Below are 24677 nucleotides of genomic sequence, written 5' to 3'. Positions count from 1 at the left end.
TTGTTGCGCCACAAAGGATCGGTTTCTATGTGATAACGGCTCTGGAGGATGCGAAGACGGGCGGCGTATGCTGATGTCACGTCGCTAGCCTGAGAGCTGAAAAAATGGCGAAGAAGAAACGCGGACACGGTCTGGTCGCGACCCTCGGAAGGGTCATCGGGTTCTTCACCGCGAGCGCATTATGCGGCGTTCTTGTTGCGAGCCTGGTGGTTCCGGCGGTGGCAGCCGCAGGCTTCGGGGTCAGCAGTTCCATCAGTTTCTTCGACCGCCTGCCTGAGGAACTTGTGGTCGCGCCGCCGTCGCAATCCACCAAGGTCCTGGCCTCCGATGGCCAGCTCATTGCAACGTTCTATGCCGAGAACCGGATCAAAGTCCCGCTGGACCAGATGTCGCCCTACATCCGTGACGCCGTCGTAGCCATCGAGGACAGCCGCTACTACGAGCACGCCGGAATCGACCCCCAAGGGATCCTGCGCGCTGCGATCTCCAACATGACCAGTGGCGGCAGGCAGGGTGCGTCCACTATCACCCAGCAGTACGTCACCAATGTGATCAACGAGGCCTACCTGTCCCAGGACAAGACGGACGAGGTGATTCTCAGCGGCCAAAAGAGCATGGCTGACAAGCTCCGGGAGATGAAGCTTGCCGTCGCGTTGGAGAAGAAGTTCAGCAAGGAGCAGATCCTCGAGGGTTACCTCAACATCGTGTTCTTCAACCGGGATGCGTATGGCATCGAGGCCGCTTCGCAGTACTTCTTCAGCACCTCGGCGAAGGACCTCACACTGCCGCAGGCCGCGCTCCTGGCCGGACTGGTGAACAGCCCTAGCTTTTATAACCCCGCGGTCAACCCGGACAAATCGATCGTGCGGCGCAACCAGGTGCTTTCCGAGATGCTTGCCACGGAAAAAATCACCCAGGCCGAGCATGACGCCGCTGTTGCAACGCCCATCGAACTGAAGCTGAACCCCGGCAGGCAGGGCTGCGCCAACGCCACGATGGCGCCGTACTTCTGCGACTACATTTCCCACCTCATCCTCAACAACCCGGCGTACGGGGCAAGCCTGATTGAACGCGAACGGAGGCTCTACCGGGGTGGCCTGACCATCAAGACCACGCTGGATCCAAGGCTGCAGGCTGCGGCGCAGGCACAGGTGGACAGCACGGCGGGTGCAAATCCCGACAGGTGGGGGGCGGCGCTGGTGACGATCCAGCCTGGTACCGGCAACATCCTCGCGATGGCCCAGAACACTGTGTTCCTGCCGGAGGAAGGGAAGTTCGACACGCAGCTGAATTTCAACGTGGACGCCCGCGATCCACAGGGCAATGACCTCAATGGCGCTGGCGGATTCCAGCCGGGATCTACCATGAAGCCGTTTACCTTCGCGGAATGGCTTAATGAAGGCAAGTCCATGACGGCCGAAGTGGACGCTTCCCGGCGGGTATATCCGTTGGGATTCCCCTGGCGGTCCAGCTGCGGCAGGGTCCTGGGCGCGTACAGCACGGCCCAGAACAATCCCGAGCTGGGCGCCGCCGACGACCTGCAGAACGCGGACGAGGGCTACTACCGCCGCATGCCCGTGAACTACGGCCTCTACAACTCCATCAACACCGCCACGTTCGCCTCCGCCGCCCAGCTTGATTTCTGCGGCATCCAGAAAATGGTGGACGCTGTGGGGCTGCACAGCGGCCTGGACGGCGCGCAGATCAACATGCACCAGCTGGGCAACCTGCTGGGGGCCATCGGCGTGGCCCCGCTCCACCTGGCGAATGCCTTTGCGACCTTCGCCAATGACGGCCGTTACTGCGTCCCCATCGCAGTGGTGGACGTGACGGACGTGAACGGCGGCAAGCTTCCCGCCCAGGCCAGCGAATGCCGCAACGCGGTCAAACCCGAAGTGGCACGTGGTGTCAACGCAGTTCTCCAGGACGTCCTGAAAGTGGGCTCAGGCGTGTGGATCAATCCCAAGATCCACACTGTGGTGCCCACCGCGGCAAAGACCGGAACCTCGAACAACAACGGCGCCACCTGGATTGTTGGCTACACGTCAGGCCTGGCCACCGCGTCCTTCTTCGGTGATGCTTTGGAGGGCCAGAAGCGGCCCGGCCAGAACGTCACCATCAACGGCGTGTTCTACCCCCGCTTGGACGGCTACATGATCGCCGGCCCGCAGTGGGTCAACTACATGCTGCAAGTGGTGAAGCTCTACCCTGCAAATCCGTTCCCGCCGCCGCCTGCTTCGATGTCGTCCCCTTCACCCGCTCCCTCAGCAAAGCCCTAGGAGTCCGGCCTGGTCGCAAGCGAGGGTGCGAAAATGATCCAATGCCAACCATTGAGACCAACCGGCTGATCTTGCGACCGTGGGAGCCGGAGGACGCTGACTTCGCCTTCGACCTGTACTCCCGCTGGGAAGTGCAGCGGTTCATCGGCAATCCTCCCCGCGTGATGGCCGGGCGGGCCGAGGCAGAGGGGCGGATACGGGACTGGCGGCAGATGGACCACCCAGTGCACGCGGTCTGGGTTGTGCAACTCAAGGGGTCCGGCCAGCTGGCGGGAAACCTGCTCCTGAAATCCATCCCCGCGTCCGGGCCTTCCCTGCCGCTGCAGCCGTCCGGCGATACGGAAATCGGCTGGCACTTCCATCCCGACCATTGGGGCCACGGTTTCGCGACCGAGGCAGCGGCCGCTGCCCTGAACTTCGCCTTTGCCAGCGGACTCAGGCGGGTGGTGGCGGTGACGGCGCCGGCCAATGCTGCCTCCCAGAAAGTCTGCATCAGGATCGGTATGCGGCATCTGGGGCAGACCCCCCGGTACTACAACTCGCTCTGCGAGCTTTTCGAGGCGACTGCCCCGCAGCCGTAGCCGCCGTCGTCGTGCATTTCAACAGATACTGTCGGGTGTTTCAGCAGATGCTTCAGTCAGCGAGGATGAGGTAAAGCGCCCGCCGGGTTTCATCGAGCTTTTCGATGGCGGCAGTGCGTTGCTCCTCGGTGGCGCCGCGGAACTGGTGGATGACCCCCATGAGTTTTCCGATGCTCTCGTGAAAAGCCGGTCCCGTGGCGTCTCCGGCGGCGTTCCAGGCGTTGTCCAGTTCCTCACTGTTCTCTGCCACATACTCCCGGCCTGCGTCGGTAAGCGCGAATTCGGTACGACGGCCCTCGCCAACAGGGCTGATGAGTTCCTCGTCAACCAACTGCTGAAGGGTGGGATAGACCGAGCCCGGGCTGGGGCGCCACGCGCCGGAGGTCTTTTCGGCGATCGTCTTGATCAGCCCGTACCCGTTCGACGGCGCCTCCGCCAGGAGGGACAGGATGGCTGCTCTGACATCACCCCTGTTGGCCCGCCTGGGACCGCCCGGTCCGAACCCCGGCCCAAAGCCCGGGCCGAAACCTCGGGGCCCGAAGCCGCGCGGCCCGAAGCCACCGCCGCCGTGGCCATGCGGTCCGCGGCGGCCGTGCCCGCGTCCGAAGCGTCCGCGGTGCGGCTCATTCTCTGCATATTTGTTGTCTTCGTACATGCCTTTCATAGCGGCATTGTCCTTCCGGTTGTGGAGATTCCAGTCGCCCACCACACCGGCGAGCGATACTTAACGATATATCGCTGAGTATCGCTTGGCAATAGCCGACGACGGCGGCAAGGTGCCGCCGTCGTTATCCCGCTAACCGGTGCCGTTCCACAGCCGCTGCCACCACGTGCGCCTCGCTTCCGGCTGCGGCTCAGGGCTGGCGGCCTTGGCGCGGGCGGTGCGGCGCTGGTGCCAGCGCGCCACTTCGACGTCGATGTCCCGGGTCTTGGTGACGACGGGCGGGCCGCCCTGCAGCTGCCGCCGGGCGTCGACGACACGGGCGTTGAAGTCCTTCAGGATGTCCCGGACCTGCTTTTCGGTGAACTGGGCATCCAGGCGGTCATCCAGTTCGGCGTCCTCGGTGCGCAGCAGGATGGCCTTGGGCCCCAGGCCACTGATGTTCTCGCGCTGGATCAGGCCCTTGACCCACCAGTCTGGATCGTAGGCCTCGCCCAGGCCGGGAATCGGCTTGCCCGAGTACTTGAGGTTGTCGAACTTGCCTTGGGCCATGGCGTCGCGGATGAGGTACTCCACCCGCTTGGCGTCGTCAACCTTGCGTCGTTTTTGCCGCTCGTTTTCCTCAGCGGCCTCCAGTTGTACCTCTTCCTCGGCGCTAATGCCCGCGCCCCGGTAGGAACGCAGCTCCGCACCGCGTTCCAGCCGCCGCCTGAAGGCGTTGTCAGCTTCACCCATGTCCCGTCACCGCCCCTGAACTGCGCCGCTCCTGACTTCCAGTATTCAAGTGTCCGCATTCGGTTTCAACGGGCTAATTCATCATCATCGAGACCTGATGGAGCTTTTTGTTGCCGTTCGTGACCGCGCATCGCACCCGCTGACGCCTGGTTTCACCCCGTGACAGCTTTGCCTGACCAGCTGGGCTCGCGCCTATGGCTGCTCCTACAGTGGCTGTCAAAGGAACGCTGGCATGCGATTCGCGTCCCGCGACAGAGCGTGAGTTAGGTCCAGACCGGTTGGACCACCCGTGGCAGCAGGGCTGCGTGGGCAGATGGACGCGGAACCCGGGCTATTGGGAGGTCTTACGCGTTTTCCATCTCCGATTTCCGGCGGAAAGCCCTGGTTCAGCAGGCGCTGAAGAAGGTCGAGGAAAGCGCCCGGGGCCTGGGCGTGCAGGAACTGGTCCTGCAGTGCTCAAGCTGTGGGCTGCCGAATCCAGGACGACGCCAGCTCGGCATCATGCTCGGTCTCGGTCAGTGCGTAGTGGAAGACCCGGCTGTCGGGGTTTTCCAGCCGGCCGCGTGGCTCCACCCTGAACCATTCATGGCCGGCGACGGCCTGCGCCCAGGCGTCGGCTTCCTCCCAGTACACATCCCCGGACCGGCGGTCGGGATGCACGTGCATCGCCACCGAGATCATGAACGTGGCATCCTCGTTGGTAGGACGGAGGGCGAAGCACACCACGTCCACGCTGACGCCGTGGTTCACGCAAGAGGGCTTGCGGGCCATTGCTGTGGCGGCGCTGTCCACCGCACCCTCGTGGATGACCTGCCTGGCGAGTGCGTACATCTGCCGGCGAAGCAGGGACAGTTCGTCTCCGCAGCTCACTTGGATCCTGCGGGTGAGTGCCCCGATCACAACGGCCACCTCGCGGCAGGAAGCAGGCTGACCCCGTCTAGGTTGCCGTGCATTTGGCGGCCGGATCCTTCGAGGCTAAGCACCCAGACAATTTCGGAGTCGGGCGTTTTGGCGTCAACCCGGCCGAAGTAGGGCATGCCCGCCGGAGGTGTGACCCTGACGGTCGACCCCACCCCGATCGCGGACCAGTCCTGGACGGCGTGGTCCTGAACGGCGTCATAGTGGAGGCCAGCACCCGGCCCGTCGGCAGGATCCCGCTGGAGCGGGCGCCGGCCCCGCCTGCGGGAGCCTGACTTGACCGGCGTCATGCAACGCTCTCCAGCAACTTGGCCCGGGACGGCACGCCCTCGAAGTAGCCGCCCTTGAAGAAGAGCAGCGGCTCTGCGCCATCCCTGGCACCGAGTGCGCGCACCGCGCCCACCACGATGGTGTGGTCACCGCCGTCGTATTCATCATGCAGTTCGCAATCCACCCATGCGAGGGCCTGATCCAGCACCGGACTGCCCAGCGGCGAGGCGGTGTAGTCGACGCCGGCAAACCTGTCGGTTCCGGACCGGGCGAACTGGGCGGCGAGGTGCTGGTGCCCGGCGGGCAGGATGTTCACCGTGAACCGTCCGGCTTTCCGGAGTTGCGGCCAGGTGCCGGAACTGCGGGCGGGGCTGAAAGTAACCAACGCCGGATCCAGGGAGAGGGAGGAGAAGGACTGGCAAGTGAAGCCGGCCGGGCCGTTGTCCGTCACCGCGGTGATCACCGTCAAACCGGAGGCAAAGTGGCCCAGGACGTGACGCAGGCGCTGGGGGCTGAGATCAAAATGTTCCGTCATGTTCTTTTCCTTTCAAGGCCGATAATCCAAACCAACCACCCGTCCACGACCCTTTCAACCACAGGTGAAACGCACCGACGCGCAGAGAAACCTGGCTTCACGGCCCGAAGCATGGGGTAACGAAAAAGCCTGGAAACACTGCCTTGACCAGTGCGTTCACCACCGTTGCGGATTCGGGCCCCATCGCGTCAGTCAGCGGTGGCCGGTTCATCGAGCGACGCCAAACGTCGTACACCGCAATCGTCCGCAGGATTGGTTAACAGAGCGGGACAATGCCGCGGCTGGTGCTTAAGCTACTGCTACGTGATGTGCCCGAGAGGCCAGGGAGCGGTCTGCAAAACCGCTGACGCGGGTTCGAATCCCGCCATCACGTCCACTCCGCAAGCCGCGCGGATCTCAGGTGGCTGCCGGCAGTCCAGCAAAGGGTCACAGACGCAGCGCGTCATCAGGGAGAGCATCGCCGGGCAGCCTGCCGTCAACTGGTGACGGATCTGGTTCGTGGCGCGCCAGTTCGTCCATGATGCGGGGTGGCCATTGGGGTGGTTCCCAGTCTTGGTGTTCGCTTTGGTAGTGGCGTCCGGTGGGTGAGGTCCAGCCGGGTGGTTTGTCGATGCTGGCTTCGGTGGGTGTCCAGGCGGTGGTGTGTTTCAGCCGGTGGTGTTTGGGGCAGGGCTGGCCGAGGTTGCTGATGCCGGTGGTGCCGCCGTCGGCCCAGGCCAGGAGGTGGTCTGCTTCGTTGTCCAGGGACTGGTTGTTGCAGCCGGGGAAGGGGCATTTGCCGTCCCGGAGCCGGAGCCATTGGCGCATCGCGGCGGGGATCCGGTAGCTTTGGCGGCCGATCTCCAGCGGCGCCCCGTTGCGGGGGTCGGTCAGGACGCGGTGGAACGAGCCGGCGCCGTCGGCGACCAGGTTGCGGGCCATCGACGCCGGGATCGGCCCGTACCCGTCGAGGGTGGCTGGTTCGTCGGTGAGGCCCATCAGCGCGAACACCGGCACGGTCACGAGGACCTGCGCCGCCGGTAACGGGACCCGGCCCGTCATGACATCACTGGCGGTGGCCGAGTCGGCGGCCGGAACGCCACCAGCCACGACATCACTGGAGCTGGGGGCAGTTCCGTCGCTGAAGCCGGTACTCGTTTTGGTGCCGTCGCTGGTGCTGCGGGCCCCGCCACTATTGACGCTCACACTGCTGGTGCCGGCGCTGTTGCCAGCTGCTGTGTCTGTGCGGGCCTCGGCGGGGCTGCCCGTGGGGAATCCACCGCTGAGGAGCAGTTGGGCGGCGATGTCGGCGCGGAGCTGGGTCATGGTGCGGGTCTCGGCCGGGCCCTGGAGGGTGCGGGCGGTGGCGGTGATGCCGTTCCAGATCCCGGCTGCCCGGTCCGCGGGCAGGTAAGCCGAAAGCCAGGCCATGCCGTCCCGGTCCGGGACGTACTCCAGCCGCCGGTCCAACACACTCCTGGCGTGGCGCTTTTCGATACTCACCGGATGGTGCCGTTCCCGCCAGGTCCTGGCCTTGTGCCGGAACCGGGACGGGACCAGGTCACCGGCCGGGCACTCCCGGGCCCGGTCCGGAACGTCCGGGCCCAGGAAACGGGCCTCCAACGCCGCCGCCCCGGCCGCATCCAGGCCGGTGGTTTCATCGACCATGACCCGCGCGTGCTGCCACGACAGATCCCCGGACTGCAGCGCAGCCAGCGTCAGCGGCAAGGCAGTGGTCAGCTCATGGGCCTGCGCCAACAGCGCCGAGGCCGAGCGTTCACTCACCGTCAGCGCACACGCGACCTCGGACACCACACCCATCTCCTGGGCCGTGTGCTCCCCAGGGCTCCTGACCGGGCCGTCCAGGGCCGCAGCCTTTCCCGCGTACGCGGCGGCCAGGCGCACCCTGAACGCCGCCACCATCGCGTCCACCCGGACCGAACCGCCCAGCCCGTCCAAGCAAGCATCCGCCTGCCCCCGCAAAGGATCACCACCCCCGGAACCCGTCTGGAAACCCGTCTGGGAACCGCGGCCACCCAGCCCCCGGCGCATACAGGCAGCAAACTCCGCAGCAGCAGCCTCGAAAGCCTCAACCGCCTCGTCAACACCCGGGATCCCCATACCCCCATCATCCAGCGAGGCGCCAACAAGAACACCACAGCACATCGCCTATGTGGATAACCTCCCGGCCCCGCTACCCGAACCTCGGGACTGTTTCCGGCCGGGCCGCCGGCGCGATGCTTGCGCTCATCAGTTGCTCCTTTGCAGGCGATGAAGAATGAAACGGAGGGGAAAAAACGAGGGAAAGCCAGCGCTCCCTCCGGGTGAGCCGCTCTCAGAGAATGAACTGGCGCAGGAACTGGGCGTGAGCCGGACTCCGGTGCGGGAAAGCCTCATACTCCTCCGGGAGGAAGGGCTGGTTCAGGTCTTCCCCCAAATCGGCTCATTCGTCTCGCTGGTGGATCTTGGACGGGTCTCGGAGGCCCAGTTCGTCCGGGAGGCCATCGAATGCGCGTCCCTCAAGGACGTTGCCGTGGATGCGGCCGGCCTCGCGGGCCTCCGCGAAATACTGCGGAGCCAGTCAGATGCAGAAGCCAGCGGAGATGTCGAGGAATTCTTCCGCCTGGACGAGGACTTCCACCGCGAACTCCTGCGACAGGCGGGTCATGAGTCCGCCTGGGCAGCCGTCAACTCAGCCAAGGCCCACCTGGACCGCGCGCGGCGCTTGAGCCTACTGGATACCAGGCCTGTGGCCACGTTGATTGAGCAGCATACGGCCGTGGTGGACGCGCTGGAAGCCAACAACCTGACGGATGCGGACAGCTCATTGCGCCTCCACCTGCGGGGCGTCTTCGAGGACGTTCAGCGCATCCAGGAGAAAACTCCGGAGCTCTTTTCCGACGGCGCAGTACGTCGGCCCATACGGCGGAGCGTCGCCCGCCTGACGTAAGAGGACGACGGCGGGAAGTCCCGCCGTCGTCCTTCAGCCGTGTGTTCTTGCAGTTGCCGTTGCTTACCGTCCGTTGACGGGCACGCCAAGCATTTTCGCCAAGGCGCCAAGGATCCTGTCCGTAACCTCGTCGATTCCGCCAATTCCGTCCACCTGGGCCAGGATCCCGCGTCCGGCATACCTGGCCACCACAGCTTCGGTCTGCTGGTGATACAGGTCCAGCCGGTGGCGGATGACGGTTTCGTTGTCGTCGCTCCGGCCGGCTTCCTTGGCCCGGAAGAGGAGTCGGCGGACAAGCTCCTCGTCGTCGGCCGTCAGCTGGAGCACTACGCCCAGTTCCTGCTCGCGGGCGGCCAGGAGCCCGTCGAGGTAGTCCACCTGATCGGATGTGCGCGGGTAGCCGTCCAGTAGGAAGCCGCTCCCGACGTCGTCCTGGCAAAGGCGGTTTCGGACCATTTCGTTGGTGACGGTGTCCGGTACGAAATCGCCATTGTCCATGTACTTCATAGCCTCGACCCCGAGCGGGGTCCCGCCCTTGACGTGGGCGCGGAAGATATCTCCGGTGGAGATCGCGGCAACACCGAGGCGCTCGGAGATCCTTTCGGCCTGCGTTCCCTTGCCCGAACCGGGCGGCCCGATAATCAGCATTCTCGTCATTCAGTACCCCTCACTGGGTTATGGGACGTCGTCGTCCTGGCCCGATGCTACGGATCCAAAGGTTGCGAACGGGCTGCATCGGCACCTGAGAGCAGAGTACGACGGCGGGACGCACCCGCCGTCGTACTCTTTCCTTTTGTGCTGTTACCGGTAGTCCTGGCGCAGTGGGCGGTCAGGTCCGGGCGTGCTCGGCGAGCACGGCATCGATCTGGCCGGCTGCCTCCTTCATGCCTTCCTCCATGCCCATCTTGATCATTTCTTCCATCTGCTCTTCGGATTCGAAGGTGGACATGATGGTCATCCGCGTGCGGCCGCCGATGTCTTCGAGGTCCACGCTGGCATGGGCGCTTCCCAAGGCATCCACCGGAGCGCCGGAGTCGTCGGCAAAACCGTCATCGAACTCGAGCTTCCGGGGCGCGTCGATGGCGGTGAATTTCCACCATCCTCTGGGCTTCTCCCCTTCAGGAGTGGTCATGTAATAGCTGGCCTTCCCGCCGGGCTGGAAATCAAAGCCCTCGAACGTAGCGGGGTAGCCAGGAGGCCCCCACCAGCGCTCGAGCTGCCGGGGGTCTTCCCAGATCTGCCAGACGCGCTTGACGGCGGCATCGAACTCGGCAACGAGGGTGAGGCTGAGTGCCTCGAGATTGGTGGTGGAACTGATAACAGGCATGGCCGTACCTTCCTATCCTTCAGCCAGGATGTCCGCGATCCGTTCGGCACGCTGCCGCCAGATCGTCTCGTACTCGTCCAGCAGCCGGCGGGCCTTCGCCAAACCTTCGTGATTGCCCCGCACGATCTGCTCCCTTCCGCGCTTCTCCTTGGTGACCAGGGAAGCGCGCTCCAACACCGCCACATGCTTTTGGACGGCGGCGAAACTCATGGCGTAGAGGGCCGCGAGGCCGGACACCGAATACTCCGCCACCGTGACCCTGCGGACAATGTCCCGGCGGGTGGCGTCCGCGAACGCCTGGAAGAGGCGGTCGACGTCGGCATCACTCATCTGATCTACAACCATTTGGTTGTACGATACGCCGGCCGCTGAGGGGTGTCAACGGATATTTTTGTTCCTTGGCGGAACCTGGCTCCGGCAGCTGCATGTCGGGGTATCACGTGTCAATGGGATCTATGCGATGATCGGACTGTGACCGCGGAGACGAAACCCAACAAGCGACCCACCAGCTTTGATGTCGCCAAGAGGGCCGGGGTTTCCCGCGCCACGGTCAGCCACGTGCTGAACGGCCAAGGTTCCCGCTTCCCGGAGCAGACCCAGCAAAAGGTGCTCAAGGCCGCAGCTGAGCTTCAGTACAAACCGTCGCCCGCCGGACGAGCCCTGGTGACCGGACGCAGCGACATCCTTGTGATACTCATACCCAACGCGACTTTCGGCACGAACTTGCAGGATCTCGTGGACAGCGTCAGCGCCCAGGCGGCCCGCCACGGCCTGAGCGTGGTGGTGCGCTTCGCCGGGCGCGATGCGGCGGAAACCCTTGCCGCCATCCTGCACTTCCGGCCGGTGGCCGTGGTGGACATTGGAGTCCTGTCCCCCGAAGACCGCGAAACGCTGGAGGCGACCGGAGCGGTGGCCATTCCGCGGTACAGGCAGTCACGGGAACCTGAAGGGGACCTCAACTTCCTCGTGGGGAGGGCCATGGCGGAGGAACTGCTTCGCGACGGACCCCGCCGACTGGCCTTCGCCGCCTTGGTTGACGAACGGCAGGACCCCTTCGGGCCGCCACGTTATGCGGGGATGAAAGCTGCGGTGCGCGCCCGGGGACTGCCAACGCCGGAACGGCTGGACATTCCACTCAAGCTGACAGGGGCGAAGGCGGCCCTCGAAGCCTTCGCAGCGCAGGGCACGCCGATGGGAATTGGCTGCTACAACGACGACGTTGCCATCGCCGTTCTGGCCGCCGGCCGGGCTCTCGGGCTCAAGACCCCGGGCGATCTCTCGGTGGTTGGCGTGGATGCGACGGAGGTGGGACAGCTCGTCTCCCCCCGACTGACAACTGTGCTCATGCAGGACGACGCACTCATGGAGCAGATCGCGGCAGACCTGGCTGAGCTGCACCAGAAAGAGGCAACGCAGCAGGTGCATGACCCGCGGCCGATGGTCAGAATCATCCAGGGCGAGACCACCTGAGGCCTCATTTTCGGCAACACTCCGGCGGTGCGTTGACATGCGGTGTTACTAGTGACATGCTCGTTACATGGACCTGTTGGACAGCTGGACAGCTAGACAAGACCGGGTGGTACGCGTCGGTGCGGCCGAAGCGGTTTTTGCTTCGCTCCGCGGTGCCATCGAAGCCGGCAAAATCCCTGTCGGTACGCGGTTGGACTCAGAGGCATCCCTGGCCAAGCAGTACGGAGTCAGCCGGACCATGGTCCGCGAGGCCCTGCGTTCCTGCACGGCCCTCGGACTGACCGCCACCCACACCGGCAAGGGCACCTTTGTCATCGCCGACAAAGTGGCCCAGGACCTCAAGCTCGGCAAGTACTCCGCCAGCGCCCTCGTTGAGGCCCGCCCCCATGTAGAGGTTCCGGCCGCAGGCCTGGCCGCCCAACGCCGCACCAACGAGGACCTGGAAGCCCTCCGGGAAATTCTCCGCGAAATGTCGGAAGCTGAGAACCTGCAACAGTGGGTGCAGCTTAACACCGAGTTCCATGTCACCATCGCCCGGTCCAGCGGCAACGGCGTCTTCGAATCATTCCTCTCGGACATCTGTGAGGCGATGGCGAACCAGTCCAACACCCTCAACCTCGTTGCCGACCGGCGCAAGGAATCAGGCGATGAACACGCCCGAATCTTCGAGGCCATTGAGCGCGGCTCCGCCGAGGATGCGTCCCAAGCGATGACCATGCACCTGCACGGGGTGGAGTGTGCCCTCGGCACCATCGTCCCGGGCGGTGGTCCCACCGGGGCAGGCCGTACCGGCTAAATACGCCCGCTATTCCGCAGTCCACCCATGCCTCCGCCATCCCGCGGTGCCATCAACTACGCCCCAAAACGGCTCCCAGCATGCCGTCCACGCCCGTCAACGAAGCCCTGTGAGGACCCCATGACCACCGACCTGCCCACCCTTGATGCCCTTCCGGAGACCCGCTCCGAGCACGATCTCCTCGGTGATCGCGATGTCCCCGCCACCGCCTACTGGGGCGTCCACACCCTTCGCGCCGTCGAAAACTTCCCCATCACCGGCCAGCCGCTGTCCTCCAACATGCACCTGGTCCGCGGCCTTGCCGCCGTCAAACTTGCAGCCGCCCGCACCAACCACGAACTTGGCCTCCTCGACACCGAACGGGCCACAGCCATCGAAGCCGCCTGCACGGACGTGATGAACGGGCACCTGGCCGACCAGTTCGTCGTCGACGTCATCCAAGGCGGCGCCGGCACCTCCTCGAACATGAACGCCAACGAGGTCATCGCCAACCGCGCCCTGGAGATCCTTGGCCACCCCAAAGGCGACTACACACGCCTTCACCCCAACGACCACGTGAACCTCTCCCAGTCCACCAACGACGTCTACCCCACCGCGGTGAAACTGGGCACTATTTTCGCCGCCCGGGAACTGCTCGACGCCCTCGCCGAACTCGAGGAAGCTTGCGCCTCAAAGGCCCTGGAATTCCGCACTGTCGTCAAGATGGGCCGCACCCAGCTCCAGGACGCCGTCCCGATGACCCTGGGCCAGGAATTCGGTACGTACGCCGTCACTATCGGCGAAGACCGTCTGCGCCTCGCCGAAGCCGAGCTCCTTATCCATGAGATCAACCTTGGCGCCACCGCCATCGGCACCGGCCTGAACGCCCCCGCCGGCTACGCCGAAACCGCCTGCCGGCACCTGGCCCACATCACCGGCCTGCCGCTGCTCACCGCGCCGGACCTGATCGAAGCCACCCAGGACGTCGGCGCCTTCGTCCACCTCTCCGGAGTCCTCAAACGCGTCGCCGTGAAGCTCTCCAAAATCTGCAACGACCTGCGCCTGCTCTCCTCCGGCCCCCGCGCCGGTTTCGGCGAAATCAACCTCCCGGCCGTGCAGTCCGGCTCCTCGATCATGCCCGGCAAGATCAACCCGGTCATCCCGGAAGTGGTCTCCCAGGTGGCCTACGAGGTAATCGGCAACGACGTCACCATCACGATGGCCGCCGAAGCCGGGCAGCTCCAGCTCAACGCCTTCGAACCCATCATCGTCCACAGCCTCCACAAGAGCATCTCGCACCTGGAAGCAGCCAGCCGCACCCTCACCGCACGCTGCATCCGCGGCATCACCGCCAACACCGATCACCTCCGCCGAACCGTCGAACAATCCATCGGCCTGGTCACCGCCCTGAACCCCCACCTCGGCTACGCCACCGCCACAGCGATCGCCCAGGAAGCCCTTGCCACCGGCAAAGGCGTCGCCGAACTCGTCCTCGAACACGGCCTCCTCACCCACACCCAACTCCTGGAACTCCTCAGCCCCGAACGCCTCGCCAACCTGAGCAAAGAGTCCCCAACCGCCCCCTAACCTCGCAAGCTCGGCCAGGGAACCCAGCGGTCGCGGGCCCATCAACCGCCCCCTGACCCGCGGGCCCGGCTAGACAAACTACCCCCGCACACCTTCAACCCCGCCTATCCAGGGAGCAGGGGCACACCGACGTGCCCAGATTCCCGGACCGGCCAGAGAGAAAGCGGCACTCAATGATGAAGGCCGTTCCGCTACCGGGCCACCAGCCCGGCCTCACCCAAGGAGTGATCATGAAAAACAAATCAACCATGTGGATCCTGGCAGCACTCGTTATCGGAATCATCACCGGGCTGGTGTTCCACTGGCTACTGCCGGACGCAACCCGCGAATCGGTGGTGTCTGTCCTGGACACCGTGACCCACATGTTCCTGAACCTGATCAAGATGATCATCGCCCCGCTGATCTTCGCCACCCTGGTCTCCGGCATCGCCGGCGCTGCCAAGTCCGCCGGTGTGGGGAAGCTCTTCGGCCGATCGATGATCTGGTTCCTCTCCGCCTCCGTCCTGGTGGGCGCCTTCGGTTTCATCACCGCGCACGTGCTCAATGTGGGCGACGGCCTCAACCTCGTGGCGGGCGGCGATGCTGGGATGGAAACGAAGACCCTCGATTACGCGGAGTTCGTCACCAACATCATCCCGACGAGCGTCTTCGCGGCCCTGACGGCCAACAACCCCCTGCAGATCCTGGTGTTCGGCGCGCTCTTTGGCATCGCCCTGCTGAACCTCCGGAAGAAGGGCCGCTCCTCGATCGCGGATGCCATCGATGAACTGATGGGCGTCATGCTCAAGGTCACCGGCTACGTGATGAAGGCGGCCCCGGTGGGTGTCTTCGCCGGTATCGCAGCGGCCTTCACCGCCGAGGGCCTGGACGCTTTCGCCACGTACGCGTCGTTCATCGGCGGCTTCTACGTGTCGCTCTCCGCACTCTGGGTAGTCATGATCGCCGTGGCAGTCGCCTTCCTGGGTAAGGCCGCCTTCCGGCTGGTCCGCATTGTTCGCGAACCGATGGTCATCGCCTTCGCCACCTCCAGCAGCGAGGCCGCCCTGCCTAAGCTCATCGAGGGCCTCACCAGGTTTGGCATCGAGAAGCGCACTACCGGCTTTGTGCTGCCCCTGGGCTACTCCTTCAACGTGGACGGTTCCATGATGTACATGACGTTCGCGTCGGTCTTCCTGATCAACGCCTACGGCATCGACATGGACCTGGGCCAGCAGATCGCGATGACCGCTATGCTGCTGCTCAGCAGCAAGGGGATGGCCGGTGTGCCGCGCGGCTCACTCGTGGTGGTTGCCGCCGTCGTGCCTGCCTTTGGCATTCCCGCAGCAGGCATCGGCGTCCTGCTGGTGATCGACCAGCTCCTGGACATGGGCCGCACGGCCACCAACATCCTGGGCAACGCGATCGCCACCGCGGTGATCGGCCGGACCCATGATCGGGAATCCGCACTCGTGGAAAGCACGACGGCGGCATACGCCGACGGCGCCCCTCCCACCGATACGGCGGCAGAGCACCAGGAACGCGAGCACGCGACAGTTCGCTGAAAGGCTGCGGCACATGTCCCTCGAAGTTCAGACCCGAACACTGGTACGCCCCGCCGACAGCAGCAACGATGGGCGGCGCACCACGGTCAGATCCCTCATCATCGACTACCTTGCGAGCAACGGGGCCAGCAAGGTGGCCGATATCAGCGCCGCAGTCACGGCTTCGCGGAACTGCGTCAGGTACCACCTGGCTGCGCTGGAACGCGCAGCAATCGTCCGTTCCAACATCTCCCCCGGGACCCGGGAGGGCTGCACGCCCTTTTACGCGCTGGTCCCGGGAAACCGGGTTGCGGACAAGACGTCCACCTAGACCCCAGATGAGCTGCCAGCGGTTGCTGGCGGCTCATCTGCATTTGGGGACCGCCGGAGGTATGTCCCGAAACGCCAGACTCTTTTTCCGGATGGTTGACACGTGATACCAATCAATGATCTCCTTCATTGACACGTGATACTAAATCCAGGAATCACCGAAACAGACTTTGGACCGCCACCTGCTTCCCGCGGGCTGGACCCACATCGCTTACAAGGGAGAAACCGATGACCCGCGCTTCGTTCAATGCAGGATGGGCCGTACGGCCGAAGGTCAGCCTCTTCGCTGAGTTTTCGGGCCCCCTCGCCCCGCCGCAGCCCGTCACGCTGCCGCACGATGCGCTGATCGGGCTGCCGCGTTCGGCCGATTCCGCCCAGGGTTCGCACACCGGCTACTTCCCTGACGGCACCTTCGAGTACTCCAAGACTTTCGACGTGCCCGAGGACTACCGGGGAAAGCGCATCGCCCTCGAGTTTCAGGGCGTTTACCGGGATGCGATGGTCTTCGTCAACGGGGACTTCGCCGGCCAGCGCCCCTTCGGCTACTCCACGTTCAACATCCGGCTGGACCCATTCCTGAAGTACGGCCAGCCCAACACCATCCGCGTTGATGCGCGCGTCCACCAGGACTCACGCTGGTACTCCGGCGCCGGCATCTACCGGGACACTTTCCTGTCAGTGACCGAACTGGTGCACCTGGCCCCTAACGGGGTCCGGATCGCGACGCCGGACATCACGGCCGGGCGTGCCGTCATCGACGTCGCAACCACCGTCGAGAACGAGGGACTGTCTACCGCCACCGTGACGGTGGGAACGGAACTGCACGACGGCGATGGCAAGGTGGTCGCCGTCGGCTCCGCCCCCGTGACGCTGAAGGCGGGCAGCACCGCCGTCGTCCGCCAACGCCTCTACGTCACCGAACCGAAACTGTGGGGCGTGGACAGCCCGCATCTTTATTCGGCGCGGACCAAACTGCGCGACGTCCTGGAGGTGCTGCAGGAAGACACCACCATCTTCGGCATCCGGTCCCTCCAGCTTGACCCGTTCAACGGCCTCCAGATCAACGGCGAGACCGTCAAACTGCGCGGCGCCTGCATCCACCACGACAACGGCGTCCTCGGCGCGGCCACTATCGCCCGCGCGGAGGAGCGCCGGATCCAGCTGCTCAAGGAGGCCGGCTTCAACTCCATCCGGAGCGCCCACAACCCTGTCAGCCAGGCGATGCTGGACGCCTGCGACAAGCACGGCATGCTGGTCATGGACGAAACCTTCGACGTGTGGACCGAAGGAAAGTCCTCCTTCGATTACTCGCTATCCTTCCCCGAATGGTGGGAACGCGACGTCGAGGCCATGGTGGCCAAAGACTTCAACCACCCGTCCGTGGTGCTCTACTCCATCGGCAACGAGATCCCGGAAACCGGCAGCGGACTGGGCTCCGGCTGGGGACGCCGGATCGCCGAGAAGATCAGGTCCCTCGATCCCACCCGGTACACCACCAACGGCATCAACGGTTTCGTATCGGTCATCGCGGATGCTGCGGAGATGATGAAGCGGGCTGGAGCAGGAGACGACAGCCAGGGCGTTAACGCCATGATGAGCGAGGCCGGCGAAGCGATGGGCCGCATCAGCGCCTCTGCCCTCGTCTCGGAACGGACCGCGGAATCGCACGCGGCGGTGGATGTTGCCGGCATCAACTACGGCGACGGGCGCTATGTCCAGGACAAGGAACTCTTCCCCAACAGGATCATCGTTGGAACCGAAACATTCCCGGATCGCATCGACGTCCTCTGGAAGCTTGTGGAGGAAAACCCGCACGTGATCGGCGACTTCACCTGGACCGGCTGGGACTACCTCGGCGAAGCAGGCATCGGCCGGGTGCAGTACACCGATGAGAGCGAGGGGGCACCCGCATTGGGAGCGCCGTATCCGTGGCTGCTGGCCTGGTGCGGTGACATCGACATCACCGGCTACCGCCGGCCCGCCTCCTACTACCGCCAGACGGTCTTTGGGCTGCGCCACGAGCCCTACATTGCCGTCCAGCGCCCCGGGAACTACGCCCGCGAACACGGCATGGGCCCCTGGACGTGGACGGACAGCATCTCCAGCTGGAGCTGGGATGTCCCGGCGGGCTCACCCGTCAAGGTGGAGGTCTACAGCGACGCCGACGAGGTGGAGCTGCTCCTGAACGGAAGCCCCGTGGGCCGCGTCCCTGCCGGACCGGACCACCGGTTCCGGGCGCACTTCGAGCTCACATATGAGCCCGGCGAACTGGTGGCAGTCGGCTACGTCGGCGGTGCCGAGCAGGGCCGCACTACGCTTTGCACGGCCACCGCGGATGTCTGCCTGACCGCCAATGCCGACCGCACCGAGCTGCACGCCGATCACTCGGACCTCAGCTATGTGGCCATCGAGTTCCGTGATGCCAACGGCACGCTGGCCACGAACGTTGAACGTCGAGTCGCTGTGATGGTGGAGGGCGCCGGCGTGCTGCAGGGGCTGGGCAGCGCCCGGCCCGACACAACCGAAACCTACACCGGGACGAGCCACACGTCATTCGACGGCCGGCTGCTCGCCGTCGTCCGGCCCACGATGGCGGGCGCGATTACCGTGCACGTCAGCGCAGATGGATTTGAGCCCGTCACCGTCAGCCTGCTTGCCTCCGCAGCTGACGCCGGCGAAGCCGCCGTCCTCGGCAACGAGGTGGGCGCCCTCGCCTGAGAAACCGGGCCACAAGGCAAACCGGAACGGGACGACGGCGGGATATTCCCGCCGTCGTCAATCTCCATGGGGGGCCTACTGCGGGAAGCAGGCCTCCGCGGAGCCGAGGTGGATTTGCGCTCCGCCTTTGACGAACTCCCCGAATGTAGCGAACCCGCCAGCTTCGGCGATGGCCTTGTAGGTGTTGACGTCGAGCACACCGGCGGTGGCCTCCGCGGAGACGATGAGCCCTACGCAACTGGCGTGGTGGTTGGCTGCCTGTGCTGCCGGCAGCCCCATCGTGAGGGCGACAAGCGTCGCTGCGGACAACATGGCGAATCGACGGACGTAAGTGTTCATTGTTTGCCCCTGGAAAGATCGGTTTCCATCAAAGGATGTGTGGCAGTTTGTGCGGCCGGGCCGCGGCTTCGCCGGCTCGGCGCAGGATGGCCTGACCGTTGCCCCCAGGGCGTGGGCCGAAACGCGGCGCCCGCCGCTACGGCGGCGCCTTTGCAGACAGGGCACCGGTTCGGCGTGCCCTTGGGAAAGATTACCGCCGTTGAATTTTTGCGTCCATGGCGGGCGTGTAATCGGTCACACTTTGGGCATTTCGGTTGTCAACCCCTCTTGCAACCGTGAACCATGAATGAGGGAATTCGTTTCCCGCCTACCTGAACCAGCAATCCTCACCGACGAGGATGCGGCTCCAAACAACGACGTGGGGCCGTCGACTGCATGAGTGAAAGTACTGACAATGATGTTTGAAACCACTGATTCCGTAACGCTGAAAATCTGGGACCGCTCGGCCATCGATCACACCATCGACGCCGCCGTCCAGGACCTGACTCCCCGCGCCAAGGCCGCCAAATGCGGAATCGCCGTCACCCGCAGCGGACCCAACACCTTCACGGTTGGCCTGAGCCGCAACGTTCCGCAGGGAGCCACGTTCGAGGAAGTCACTCGCTAGGAACCCATTACAGGGGTCGACGGCGGGACCACCCGCCGTCGACCTCTTGCGTTAAGCCTGATGTCCCCCAAAAACGCCACAGTGCCGCAAATTGCTGGCACACTAAGCCAATGGATGAGGCACGCACCACCACCCGCCGGCCAGGGCTCCGGGCAGCCATGTTTGTCGATTTCGACAACGTCTACCTGGGCCTGCAGGCACTGGATCCGCAGGCGGCGAGGAGGTTTGCCGAAGACCCCAAGCACTGGGCTGATGCGCTGTCCGCCGGCGGACCTGGAGAGGATTCGCGCCGCTTCCTCATCCGCAACTGCTACCTGAACCCAGTGGCGTTCTCGAAGTACCGCACCTATTGGACCCGGGCGGGCTTTCGGGTCATCGACTGCCCGTCGCTGACGCAGCGGGGCAAGAGCAGCACGGATATCAACCTCGTACTGGACGCGATGGACACACTGACGGGTGTCAGCGAAATCGATGAGTTCTTCATCGCTTCGGCCGACGCCGATTTCACGTCCCTGATCCAGCGTTTCCGAGCCGCCGACAAGCTGACCACAGTCATTGCCGCCGGCGCCGTGGCCTTCGCGTACCGCGAGATGGCGGACAGCGTGGTGGAGTCCCACGACTTTGTGGCGATCCTCAACGGCACCACCGCGGAGCCCATCCACGCCGTGGCCTCTGTCCAGCCCCAGCGTGAGGCGCAAGGAGCGGCGAAGACAAAGCCGAAAACAAAATCCAAGCCCGTTTCCGCCGCGATTCGGGAAGTCTGCGACCTCGTCCGCACCGCACCCGGCCCGGTTGTGGGGGCCATGGTCGCCCATAGGGCTCTCACGGTGGATCCTTCACTGAAGACTGACTGGGGGGGCTTTGGGAAATTCGGGACGTGGGTGGCGCAGATCGGCCAGGGCGTTGAATACTCGCCTTCACGCGGCGGCTGGGTGTGGGACGGGCAACGGTTCTCCAGTGACGACCTGCCCGTCGAAGCCGAGGCCGAGCCTGGCATCGAGGAGCGGGTGACGAGGGTGACCGACGTGCCCGCGCTCTCGGAAGCCCAGTTCCGGCAGTTGTTCCAGGCGATGGCGGCAAGGCTTCAGGAGCAGCCCGTCAACCGCAGCGACCTTTCCCGGCTGGTCAGGGATGACTGTGTCACGGCAGGCCAGCCGGTATCGCGTGGCGCGGTGAACTTCGTGATCCAGGGCCTGGGCTATGTCAATTTCCAGTTGGATGAGACCGCCACGGCGGAAGCGCTGGCAGCGGCCTGGACCGACGACGTCGAAGAGCTGTGCCGGGTGGCACTGATGGAGTTCGACGACGGCGAGCGGCAGGCGCTGCGGCGCTGGGCAAGCGGCGGCTTCCTGAGCGTTTAAGGGTTTGAGTCGCCGCCCAGCAGGCCACTTTCTCGAACTGGCTCTGTTTTTCCAGTCCAGTTTGCCATTACGGTGAGAGGCATGCATATACCACTGATCCACATCGATGCCTTCGCCACACAGCTGTTCGAAGGGAATCCGGCAGCCGTGATGCCTCTGCAGGCCTGGCTGGAAGACGACGTCCTTCAGCAGCTAGCCGAGGAGAACAACCTTTCCGAGACAGCCTTCGTTGTTGCCGAGATCCCGGCTGAGGCCCCACCCTTCGACTCCTCGCAACCCGCGTACCACCTCCGCTGGTTCACGCCGGCCATTGAGGTTGACCTCTGCGGGCACGCGACCTTGGCCACGGCGTCGTACCTCTTCACCGATGTCCACCCGGACGCCAAGCGGCTGCAGTTCTGGAGCCGCAGCGGCTGGCTTTTTGTAGAGCGCGACGGCGACGGCTTCATCCTGGACTTCCCTTCCGAAATGCCCCAACCGGTGGCCGTGGACCCCTCGGTCGCCCAAGCCCTCGGCGTTCGGGCACTCGAGGCCTTCCTGGCAACGGACCTCATCCATATCGTGAAGGATGCCGAGACGGTGCGCACCCTGACCCCCGACTTTGGGGCCATTGCAAAGCTGCCGGTTCGCGGCGTCGTCGTCACCGCTGCGGGTGACGGAACCGGCCACGACTTCGTCTCACGGTTCTTTGGTGCCCGGGCGGGCATCGACGAGGACCCGGTAACCGGCTCGGCACACTCCCAACTGGCACCTCTGTGGGCCGGCAGGTTGGGCACTAACGTCCTTTCTGCCCGCCAGCTCTCGGCCCGCGGCGGAACTGTGCTCTGCCGTGTGGAGGGGGAGCGCACCCTGCTCTCCGGCACGTGCGTGCGGTACCTCGAGGGCACTGTCTGGCTCGCGGCCTAGCCACGCTCCGGCGGCACGCGGCTTTTAGGCAATGTTCGTCCGCTTTCCGCCGCGCGATCCCGGGAGCTCCGGGGAGCCACGGTAAGGGCTGCCACCGTCTCGAGCCGTGGGTGCAGTTCGTCGCCTTCTTCCACGACCCCCGTTTGCCACCACAGTTTCAGGCCGTCAGGCGCGACCTCCAGGCTGGCAAGGTTGTTGTTGAACCAGGGCCCCTTGACGCGTTTCCAGCGGAAAGGCGGCTCCGGCACGCGCGCTGATCGCGCTACCAGTGCCCCTACCGGGGCGGCGAGTCCGTACGCCATGATGGCCCCGAAGTATCTCATCAGGCGGGGAAGGGGATTGCGGATCGGGGAACAGACCGCCTGCATGATCCGGCTGCCCGAGGAACGTTCAACCTCCGCGACGTAGGAGAAGTGCACGTCCCCGGACAGGAATGTGACGGTGTCCGGGGACGCACCGCGCTCGCCATCGGCAACCTCGGCCGCCATGGCAGCCACCTCCCGGAAGCTTTTTTGGAACGCGGCCCAGTGTTCGAGATCCACCGCTTGGCGCAGCTTCTCACCGGCCCGGGCAGGGCGCTTTCCCCACGCGCCCTCGGAAACAGCTTCATTCCACGACTCGACGTGGTGCAGGCCCATCGGCAGCAGGAAAGGCAGTGACGTAGCCACCAGCAAATGACGGAATCCGCCGCGCATCTGGCCGTCAAGCCAGGCCATTTCCGCACCATCGAGCAGGGCGCGGTCCTCCGGTGCCAGATTCCGGGCCGCACGGGAGTCAACCACGATCAGCCTGGTGTCTCCGAAGTCCCGGCAGAAACTCCACCGGTAGGATTCCGGCTCCTGATCGGCACGGTCCGCGAAACTGTCCAGGTCGGCGCTGAGGTCGAGTTCGGCTTCATCCCGGTGCCGGATGATCCGCTGCCAGATGGCATCGCCCAGCCGCTCCTGGGGCGAGAGGTTGCCCAGGTGCTGGTAGACCCAGTAGGAGGCCAGTCCGGCGACAATCCGCTGATGCCACCATGAGGTGGCTTCCATTTCCTTCTTCCAGCTCAGTGACGCGTTCCAGTCGTCGCGGATGTCGTGGTCATCGAAGATCATGGCACTGGGCAGGGTGGACAGCAGCCACCTGTTCGCCGGGTCGGACCAGGCGAGATTGTAGAGGTGGGCATACTCCTCATAGTCCTTCAGCTCCTCCCCCGGCGGTTCCTCCATGTCCCGGCGGCTCCGGATGAAATCCTGCATCTGCTCGCTCGTCAGGTCGGCGTACACCTGGTCGCCCAGGAAAACCACCAGGTCCGGCCATGCCACGCCTCCACGGGAGGCCATCGCCAGTGAGTAGGCGCGGAGCGAGTCGACGCCGTGCGTCCGGTTGCCGGTCGCATCGTGCGGGACGCTGGTGCGGCAGGAGCCGTAGGCCATGCGCAGTGGCTTGCCGGGTTTCAAGGTGGCGATCACAGGGGGCGGAAACCCGGATGCTGGCTCGGGCCAGACTTGGACGCCGTCGATTTCAGCAGTGTAGGGAAGCACGGACCCTGGCTCAATCCCATCGGCCTCCACCAGGACGTAGTGGTGGCCGTGAACGGCGAAGGTGCGGGCCTCCCAGCTGCGATGGCCGGCCCGGACGGTGACGCGGGAATCGTTCCGGGTCTCCAACCAGATGCTGGCGGAGGTCTCATCCACGTACCGCATCATGGGACCAAGCACCAGGGAAGTCGTCATGCCTTAGTTGTACCCGTTCCGGACCGCGCCAACCATACGGGCCGCCAGGAGCCGAGGATAAAACTCAAGTTAAAGCACGACGCCGGTCCCCCACCCAAGAGGTGAGGGACCGGCGTCGCGTGAACGGAGCGTTACCAGCCGCGCTCTGCGAGGCGGTGCGGTTGCGGGATGTCGTCCACGTTGATGCCCACCATGGCTTCGCCGAGCCCGCGGGAGACCTTGGCGATGACGTCGGGGTCGTCATAGTAGGCAGTAGCCCTGACGACGGCGGCGGCGCGCTGGGCAGGGTTGCCGGACTTGAAGATGCCCGAGCCGACGAACACGCCGTCGGCGCCAAGCTGCATCATCATCGCCGCGTCCGCCGGGGTGGCGATGCCGCCGGCGGTAAAGAGCACCACCGGAAGCTTGCCGGTGGTCGCGATTTCCTTGACCAGTTCGTACGGGGCCTGCAGTTCTTTGGCCGCGACGTAGAGCTCGTCCTCGGGCAGGGCAGCGAGCTTGGCGATTTCGGCGCGGATCTGGCGCATGTGCCCGGTGGCGTTGGAGACATCGCCGGTGCCGGCCTCGCCCTTGGACCGGATCATTGCCGCGCCCTCGTTGATGCGGCGCAGCGCCTCACCCAGGTTCGTGGCCCCACAGACGAAGGGAACGGTGAAGTTCCACTTGTCGATGTGGTTGATGTAGTCGGCCGGGGTCAGGACCTCGGACTCGTCAATGTAGTCCACGCCCAGGGACTGCAGGATCTGGGCTTCGACGAAGTGGCCGATCCGGGCCTTGGCCATGACCGGCACGGACACGGCGTCAATGATCGCCTCGATCATGTCAGGATCGGACATGCGGGACACGCCGCCCTGGGCACGGATATCGGCCGGAACGCGTTCCAGCGCCATCACTGCCACGGCACCGGCGTCTTCGGCGATGCGGGCCTGCTCGACGTTGACGACGTCCATGATGACGCCGCCCTTGAGCATCTCAGCCATGCCGCGCTTCACACGGCTGCTGCCCGCGACGGCGACATTTTCGTAAGGGAGTCGTTTTAGGGTCACTTCTTGCTCCAAAGAGACAGGGCGCCTGTGAAGCCAGGCATTCGAGTATTGGGATAGGCCCCGGG

Annotated in this window: 24 protein-coding genes and 1 tRNA gene; 13 read left to right on the top strand and 12 right to left on the bottom strand. The window is 64.8% G+C overall.

All coding sequences use genetic code 11. The features are described from left to right. Positions 1-104: 104 nt before the first annotated feature. The gene (locus V9L17_RS17300; RefSeq protein ID WP_337348814.1) at positions 105-2279 is read left to right on the top strand and encodes a transglycosylase domain-containing protein; all 2175 of its coding nucleotides are present in this window, start codon (positions 105-107) and stop codon (positions 2277-2279) included. Between the two features lie 41 nt (positions 2280-2320). Further along, positions 2321-2860, top strand: a complete 540-nt coding sequence (locus tag V9L17_RS17295; RefSeq protein ID WP_337352280.1) for a GNAT family N-acetyltransferase — start codon at positions 2321-2323, stop codon at positions 2858-2860. A 52-nt stretch (positions 2861-2912) separates the two neighbouring features. On the opposite strand, the gene V9L17_RS17290 is transcribed toward V9L17_RS17295, so the two are convergent. The 5 genes from V9L17_RS17290 to V9L17_RS17270 all read right to left on the bottom strand — a co-directional run bounded on the left by V9L17_RS17290 (position 2913) and on the right by V9L17_RS17270 (position 5979). Then, positions 2913-3524, bottom strand: a complete 612-nt coding sequence (locus V9L17_RS17290; protein WP_337352279.1) for a PadR family transcriptional regulator — start codon at positions 3522-3524, stop codon at positions 2913-2915. A 132-nt stretch (positions 3525-3656) separates the two neighbouring features. Further along, positions 3657-4256, bottom strand: a complete 600-nt coding sequence (locus V9L17_RS17285) for a J-domain-containing protein (protein ID WP_337352278.1) — start codon at positions 4254-4256, stop codon at positions 3657-3659. A gap of 456 nt (positions 4257-4712) precedes the next feature. Next, a complete protein-coding gene (locus V9L17_RS17280) occupies positions 4713-5156 on the bottom strand; it encodes a hypothetical protein (RefSeq protein ID WP_337352277.1) in 444 nt (147 codons plus the stop codon). Then, positions 5153-5464 carry a hypothetical protein gene (locus tag V9L17_RS17275; RefSeq protein ID WP_337348809.1) on the bottom strand — a complete coding sequence of 104 codons (312 nt, stop codon included), beginning with the start codon at positions 5462-5464 and terminating at the stop codon, positions 5153-5155. Before V9L17_RS17275 ends, V9L17_RS17280 begins: the two co-directional genes overlap by 4 nt. After that, entirely contained in the window at positions 5461-5979 is a 519-nt protein-coding gene (locus V9L17_RS17270) for a flavin reductase family protein (protein ID WP_337352276.1), read from the bottom strand. Before V9L17_RS17270 ends, V9L17_RS17275 begins: the two co-directional genes overlap by 4 nt. A gap of 302 nt (positions 5980-6281) precedes the next feature. Here V9L17_RS17270 and V9L17_RS17265 point away from each other — a divergent pair. Further along, positions 6282-6355: transfer RNA gene (locus V9L17_RS17265), tRNA-Cys, on the top strand. Positions 6356-6405: 50 nt separating this feature from the next. Here V9L17_RS17265 and V9L17_RS17260 read toward each other — a convergent pair. After that, positions 6406-8079 (bottom strand): HNH endonuclease signature motif containing protein, encoded by a 1674-nt coding sequence (locus V9L17_RS17260; protein ID WP_337352275.1) that lies wholly within the window; start codon positions 8077-8079, stop codon positions 6406-6408. Positions 8080-8236: 157 nt separating this feature from the next. Here V9L17_RS17260 and V9L17_RS17255 point away from each other — a divergent pair, with 157 nt between their 5' ends. Further along, positions 8237-8908 (top strand): GntR family transcriptional regulator, encoded by a 672-nt coding sequence (locus V9L17_RS17255; RefSeq protein WP_337352274.1) that lies wholly within the window; start codon positions 8237-8239, stop codon positions 8906-8908. A gap of 63 nt (positions 8909-8971) precedes the next feature. Here V9L17_RS17255 and V9L17_RS17250 read toward each other — a convergent pair whose 3' ends face one another. The 3 genes from V9L17_RS17250 to V9L17_RS17240 all read right to left on the bottom strand — a co-directional run bounded on the left by V9L17_RS17250 (position 8972) and on the right by V9L17_RS17240 (position 10580). Beyond that, complete coding sequence (locus V9L17_RS17250; RefSeq protein ID WP_337352311.1) at positions 8972-9556, bottom strand: adenylate kinase; 585 nt, start codon at positions 9554-9556, stop codon at positions 8972-8974. Between the two features lie 181 nt (positions 9557-9737). Then, the gene (locus V9L17_RS17245; protein WP_337349160.1) at positions 9738-10235 is read right to left on the bottom strand and encodes an SRPBCC family protein; all 498 of its coding nucleotides are present in this window, start codon (positions 10233-10235) and stop codon (positions 9738-9740) included. A 12-nt stretch (positions 10236-10247) separates the two neighbouring features. Next, positions 10248-10580 carry an ArsR/SmtB family transcription factor gene (locus tag V9L17_RS17240; protein WP_337349161.1) on the bottom strand — a complete coding sequence of 111 codons (333 nt, stop codon included), beginning with the start codon at positions 10578-10580 and terminating at the stop codon, positions 10248-10250. Positions 10581-10706: 126 nt separating this feature from the next. Between V9L17_RS17240 and V9L17_RS17235 the strand changes: the two genes are divergently transcribed. From V9L17_RS17235 to V9L17_RS17210, 6 genes are all read left to right on the top strand, one after another. Then, a complete protein-coding gene (locus V9L17_RS17235) occupies positions 10707-11705 on the top strand; it encodes a LacI family DNA-binding transcriptional regulator (RefSeq protein WP_337352273.1) in 999 nt (332 codons plus the stop codon). A 67-nt stretch (positions 11706-11772) separates the two neighbouring features. Beyond that, positions 11773-12501, top strand: coding sequence for a FadR/GntR family transcriptional regulator (locus V9L17_RS17230; RefSeq protein ID WP_337349163.1), 729 nt, complete (start codon positions 11773-11775; stop codon positions 12499-12501). A 120-nt stretch (positions 12502-12621) separates the two neighbouring features. Beyond that, entirely contained in the window at positions 12622-14067 is a 1446-nt protein-coding gene (locus tag V9L17_RS17225) for an aspartate ammonia-lyase (protein ID WP_337352272.1), read from the top strand. Positions 14068-14297: 230 nt separating this feature from the next. After that, positions 14298-15608 (top strand): dicarboxylate/amino acid:cation symporter, encoded by a 1311-nt coding sequence (locus tag V9L17_RS17220; protein ID WP_337352271.1) that lies wholly within the window; start codon positions 14298-14300, stop codon positions 15606-15608. A 13-nt stretch (positions 15609-15621) separates the two neighbouring features. After that, positions 15622-15918, top strand: coding sequence for a winged helix-turn-helix domain-containing protein (locus V9L17_RS17215; protein WP_337352270.1), 297 nt, complete (start codon positions 15622-15624; stop codon positions 15916-15918). 227 nt (positions 15919-16145) lie between these two features. Beyond that, positions 16146-18635, top strand: coding sequence for a glycoside hydrolase family 2 TIM barrel-domain containing protein (locus V9L17_RS17210; protein WP_337352269.1), 2490 nt, complete (start codon positions 16146-16148; stop codon positions 18633-18635). A 75-nt stretch (positions 18636-18710) separates the two neighbouring features. Here V9L17_RS17210 and V9L17_RS17205 read toward each other — a convergent pair whose 3' ends face one another. After that, positions 18711-18974: a hypothetical protein gene (locus V9L17_RS17205; RefSeq protein WP_337349168.1), complete on the bottom strand. Its 264-nt coding sequence runs from the start codon at positions 18972-18974 to the stop codon at positions 18711-18713. Positions 18975-19368: 394 nt separating this feature from the next. Between V9L17_RS17205 and V9L17_RS17200 the strand changes: the two genes are divergently transcribed. From V9L17_RS17200 to V9L17_RS17190, 3 genes are all read left to right on the top strand, one after another. Next, the gene (locus V9L17_RS17200) at positions 19369-19581 is read left to right on the top strand and encodes a hypothetical protein (RefSeq protein ID WP_337349175.1); all 213 of its coding nucleotides are present in this window, start codon (positions 19369-19371) and stop codon (positions 19579-19581) included. Between the two features lie 110 nt (positions 19582-19691). After that, complete coding sequence (locus tag V9L17_RS17195) at positions 19692-20942, top strand: NYN domain-containing protein (protein ID WP_337349169.1); 1251 nt, start codon at positions 19692-19694, stop codon at positions 20940-20942. Positions 20943-21023: 81 nt separating this feature from the next. Then, positions 21024-21848: a PhzF family phenazine biosynthesis protein gene (locus V9L17_RS17190; protein ID WP_337352268.1), complete on the top strand. Its 825-nt coding sequence runs from the start codon at positions 21024-21026 to the stop codon at positions 21846-21848. Here V9L17_RS17190 and V9L17_RS17185 read toward each other — a convergent pair. Together V9L17_RS17185 and pdxS are read right to left on the bottom strand one after the other, a co-directional pair. Continuing rightward, positions 21845-23566 carry an alkaline phosphatase D family protein gene (locus V9L17_RS17185; protein WP_337352267.1) on the bottom strand — a complete coding sequence of 574 codons (1722 nt, stop codon included), beginning with the start codon at positions 23564-23566 and terminating at the stop codon, positions 21845-21847. The two genes, V9L17_RS17190 and V9L17_RS17185, sit on opposite strands and share 4 nt — an antisense overlap. 131 nt (positions 23567-23697) lie before the next feature. After that, entirely contained in the window at positions 23698-24612 is a 915-nt protein-coding gene (gene pdxS / locus V9L17_RS17180; RefSeq protein WP_337352266.1) for a pyridoxal 5'-phosphate synthase lyase subunit PdxS, read from the bottom strand. Positions 24613-24677 lie beyond the last annotated feature (65 nt).

Source organism: Pseudarthrobacter sp. CCNWLW207 (genome assembly GCF_037203945.1).
Lineage (GTDB): Bacteria > Actinomycetota > Actinomycetes > Actinomycetales > Micrococcaceae > Arthrobacter.
This window is presented reverse-complemented; position numbering and strand designations above follow the sequence as displayed.

Excerpts from the sequence above, each read along its gene's own strand:
- V9L17_RS17300 (WP_337348814.1), top strand. The coding sequence starts at position 105 with ATGGCGAAGAAGAAACGCGGACACGGTCTGGTCGCGACCCTCGGAAGG.
- V9L17_RS17215 (WP_337352270.1), top strand. The coding sequence starts at position 15,622 with ATGTCCCTCGAAGTTCAGACCCGAACACTGGTACGCCCCGCCGACAGC.
- V9L17_RS17185 (WP_337352267.1), bottom strand. The coding sequence starts at position 23,566 with ATGACGACTTCCCTGGTGCTTGGTCCCATGATGCGGTACGTGGATGAG.
- V9L17_RS17275 (WP_337348809.1), bottom strand. The coding sequence starts at position 5,464 with ATGACGCCGGTCAAGTCAGGCTCCCGCAGGCGGGGCCGGCGCCCGCTC.
- V9L17_RS17225 (WP_337352272.1), top strand. The coding sequence starts at position 12,622 with ATGACCACCGACCTGCCCACCCTTGATGCCCTTCCGGAGACCCGCTCC.
- V9L17_RS17290 (WP_337352279.1), bottom strand. The coding sequence starts at position 3,524 with ATGAAAGGCATGTACGAAGACAACAAATATGCAGAGAATGAGCCGCAC.
- V9L17_RS17230 (WP_337349163.1), top strand. The coding sequence starts at position 11,773 with ATGGACCTGTTGGACAGCTGGACAGCTAGACAAGACCGGGTGGTACGC.
- V9L17_RS17220 (WP_337352271.1), top strand. The coding sequence starts at position 14,298 with ATGAAAAACAAATCAACCATGTGGATCCTGGCAGCACTCGTTATCGGA.
- V9L17_RS17195 (WP_337349169.1), top strand. The coding sequence starts at position 19,692 with ATGGATGAGGCACGCACCACCACCCGCCGGCCAGGGCTCCGGGCAGCC.
- V9L17_RS17255 (WP_337352274.1), top strand. The coding sequence starts at position 8,237 with ATGAAACGGAGGGGAAAAAACGAGGGAAAGCCAGCGCTCCCTCCGGGT.
- V9L17_RS17250 (WP_337352311.1), bottom strand. The coding sequence starts at position 9,556 with ATGCTGATTATCGGGCCGCCCGGTTCGGGCAAGGGAACGCAGGCCGAA.
- V9L17_RS17190 (WP_337352268.1), top strand. The coding sequence starts at position 21,024 with ATGCATATACCACTGATCCACATCGATGCCTTCGCCACACAGCTGTTC.
- V9L17_RS17240 (WP_337349161.1), bottom strand. The coding sequence starts at position 10,580 with ATGGTTGTAGATCAGATGAGTGATGCCGACGTCGACCGCCTCTTCCAG.
- V9L17_RS17270 (WP_337352276.1), bottom strand. The coding sequence starts at position 5,979 with ATGACGGAACATTTTGATCTCAGCCCCCAGCGCCTGCGTCACGTCCTG.
- V9L17_RS17200 (WP_337349175.1), top strand. The coding sequence starts at position 19,369 with ATGATGTTTGAAACCACTGATTCCGTAACGCTGAAAATCTGGGACCGC.
- V9L17_RS17205 (WP_337349168.1), bottom strand. The coding sequence starts at position 18,974 with ATGAACACTTACGTCCGTCGATTCGCCATGTTGTCCGCAGCGACGCTT.
- V9L17_RS17285 (WP_337352278.1), bottom strand. The coding sequence starts at position 4,256 with ATGGGTGAAGCTGACAACGCCTTCAGGCGGCGGCTGGAACGCGGTGCG.
- V9L17_RS17245 (WP_337349160.1), bottom strand. The coding sequence starts at position 10,235 with ATGCCTGTTATCAGTTCCACCACCAATCTCGAGGCACTCAGCCTCACC.
- V9L17_RS17295 (WP_337352280.1), top strand. The coding sequence starts at position 2,321 with ATGCCAACCATTGAGACCAACCGGCTGATCTTGCGACCGTGGGAGCCG.
- V9L17_RS17210 (WP_337352269.1), top strand. The coding sequence starts at position 16,146 with ATGACCCGCGCTTCGTTCAATGCAGGATGGGCCGTACGGCCGAAGGTC.
- V9L17_RS17260 (WP_337352275.1), bottom strand. The coding sequence starts at position 8,079 with ATGGGGATCCCGGGTGTTGACGAGGCGGTTGAGGCTTTCGAGGCTGCT.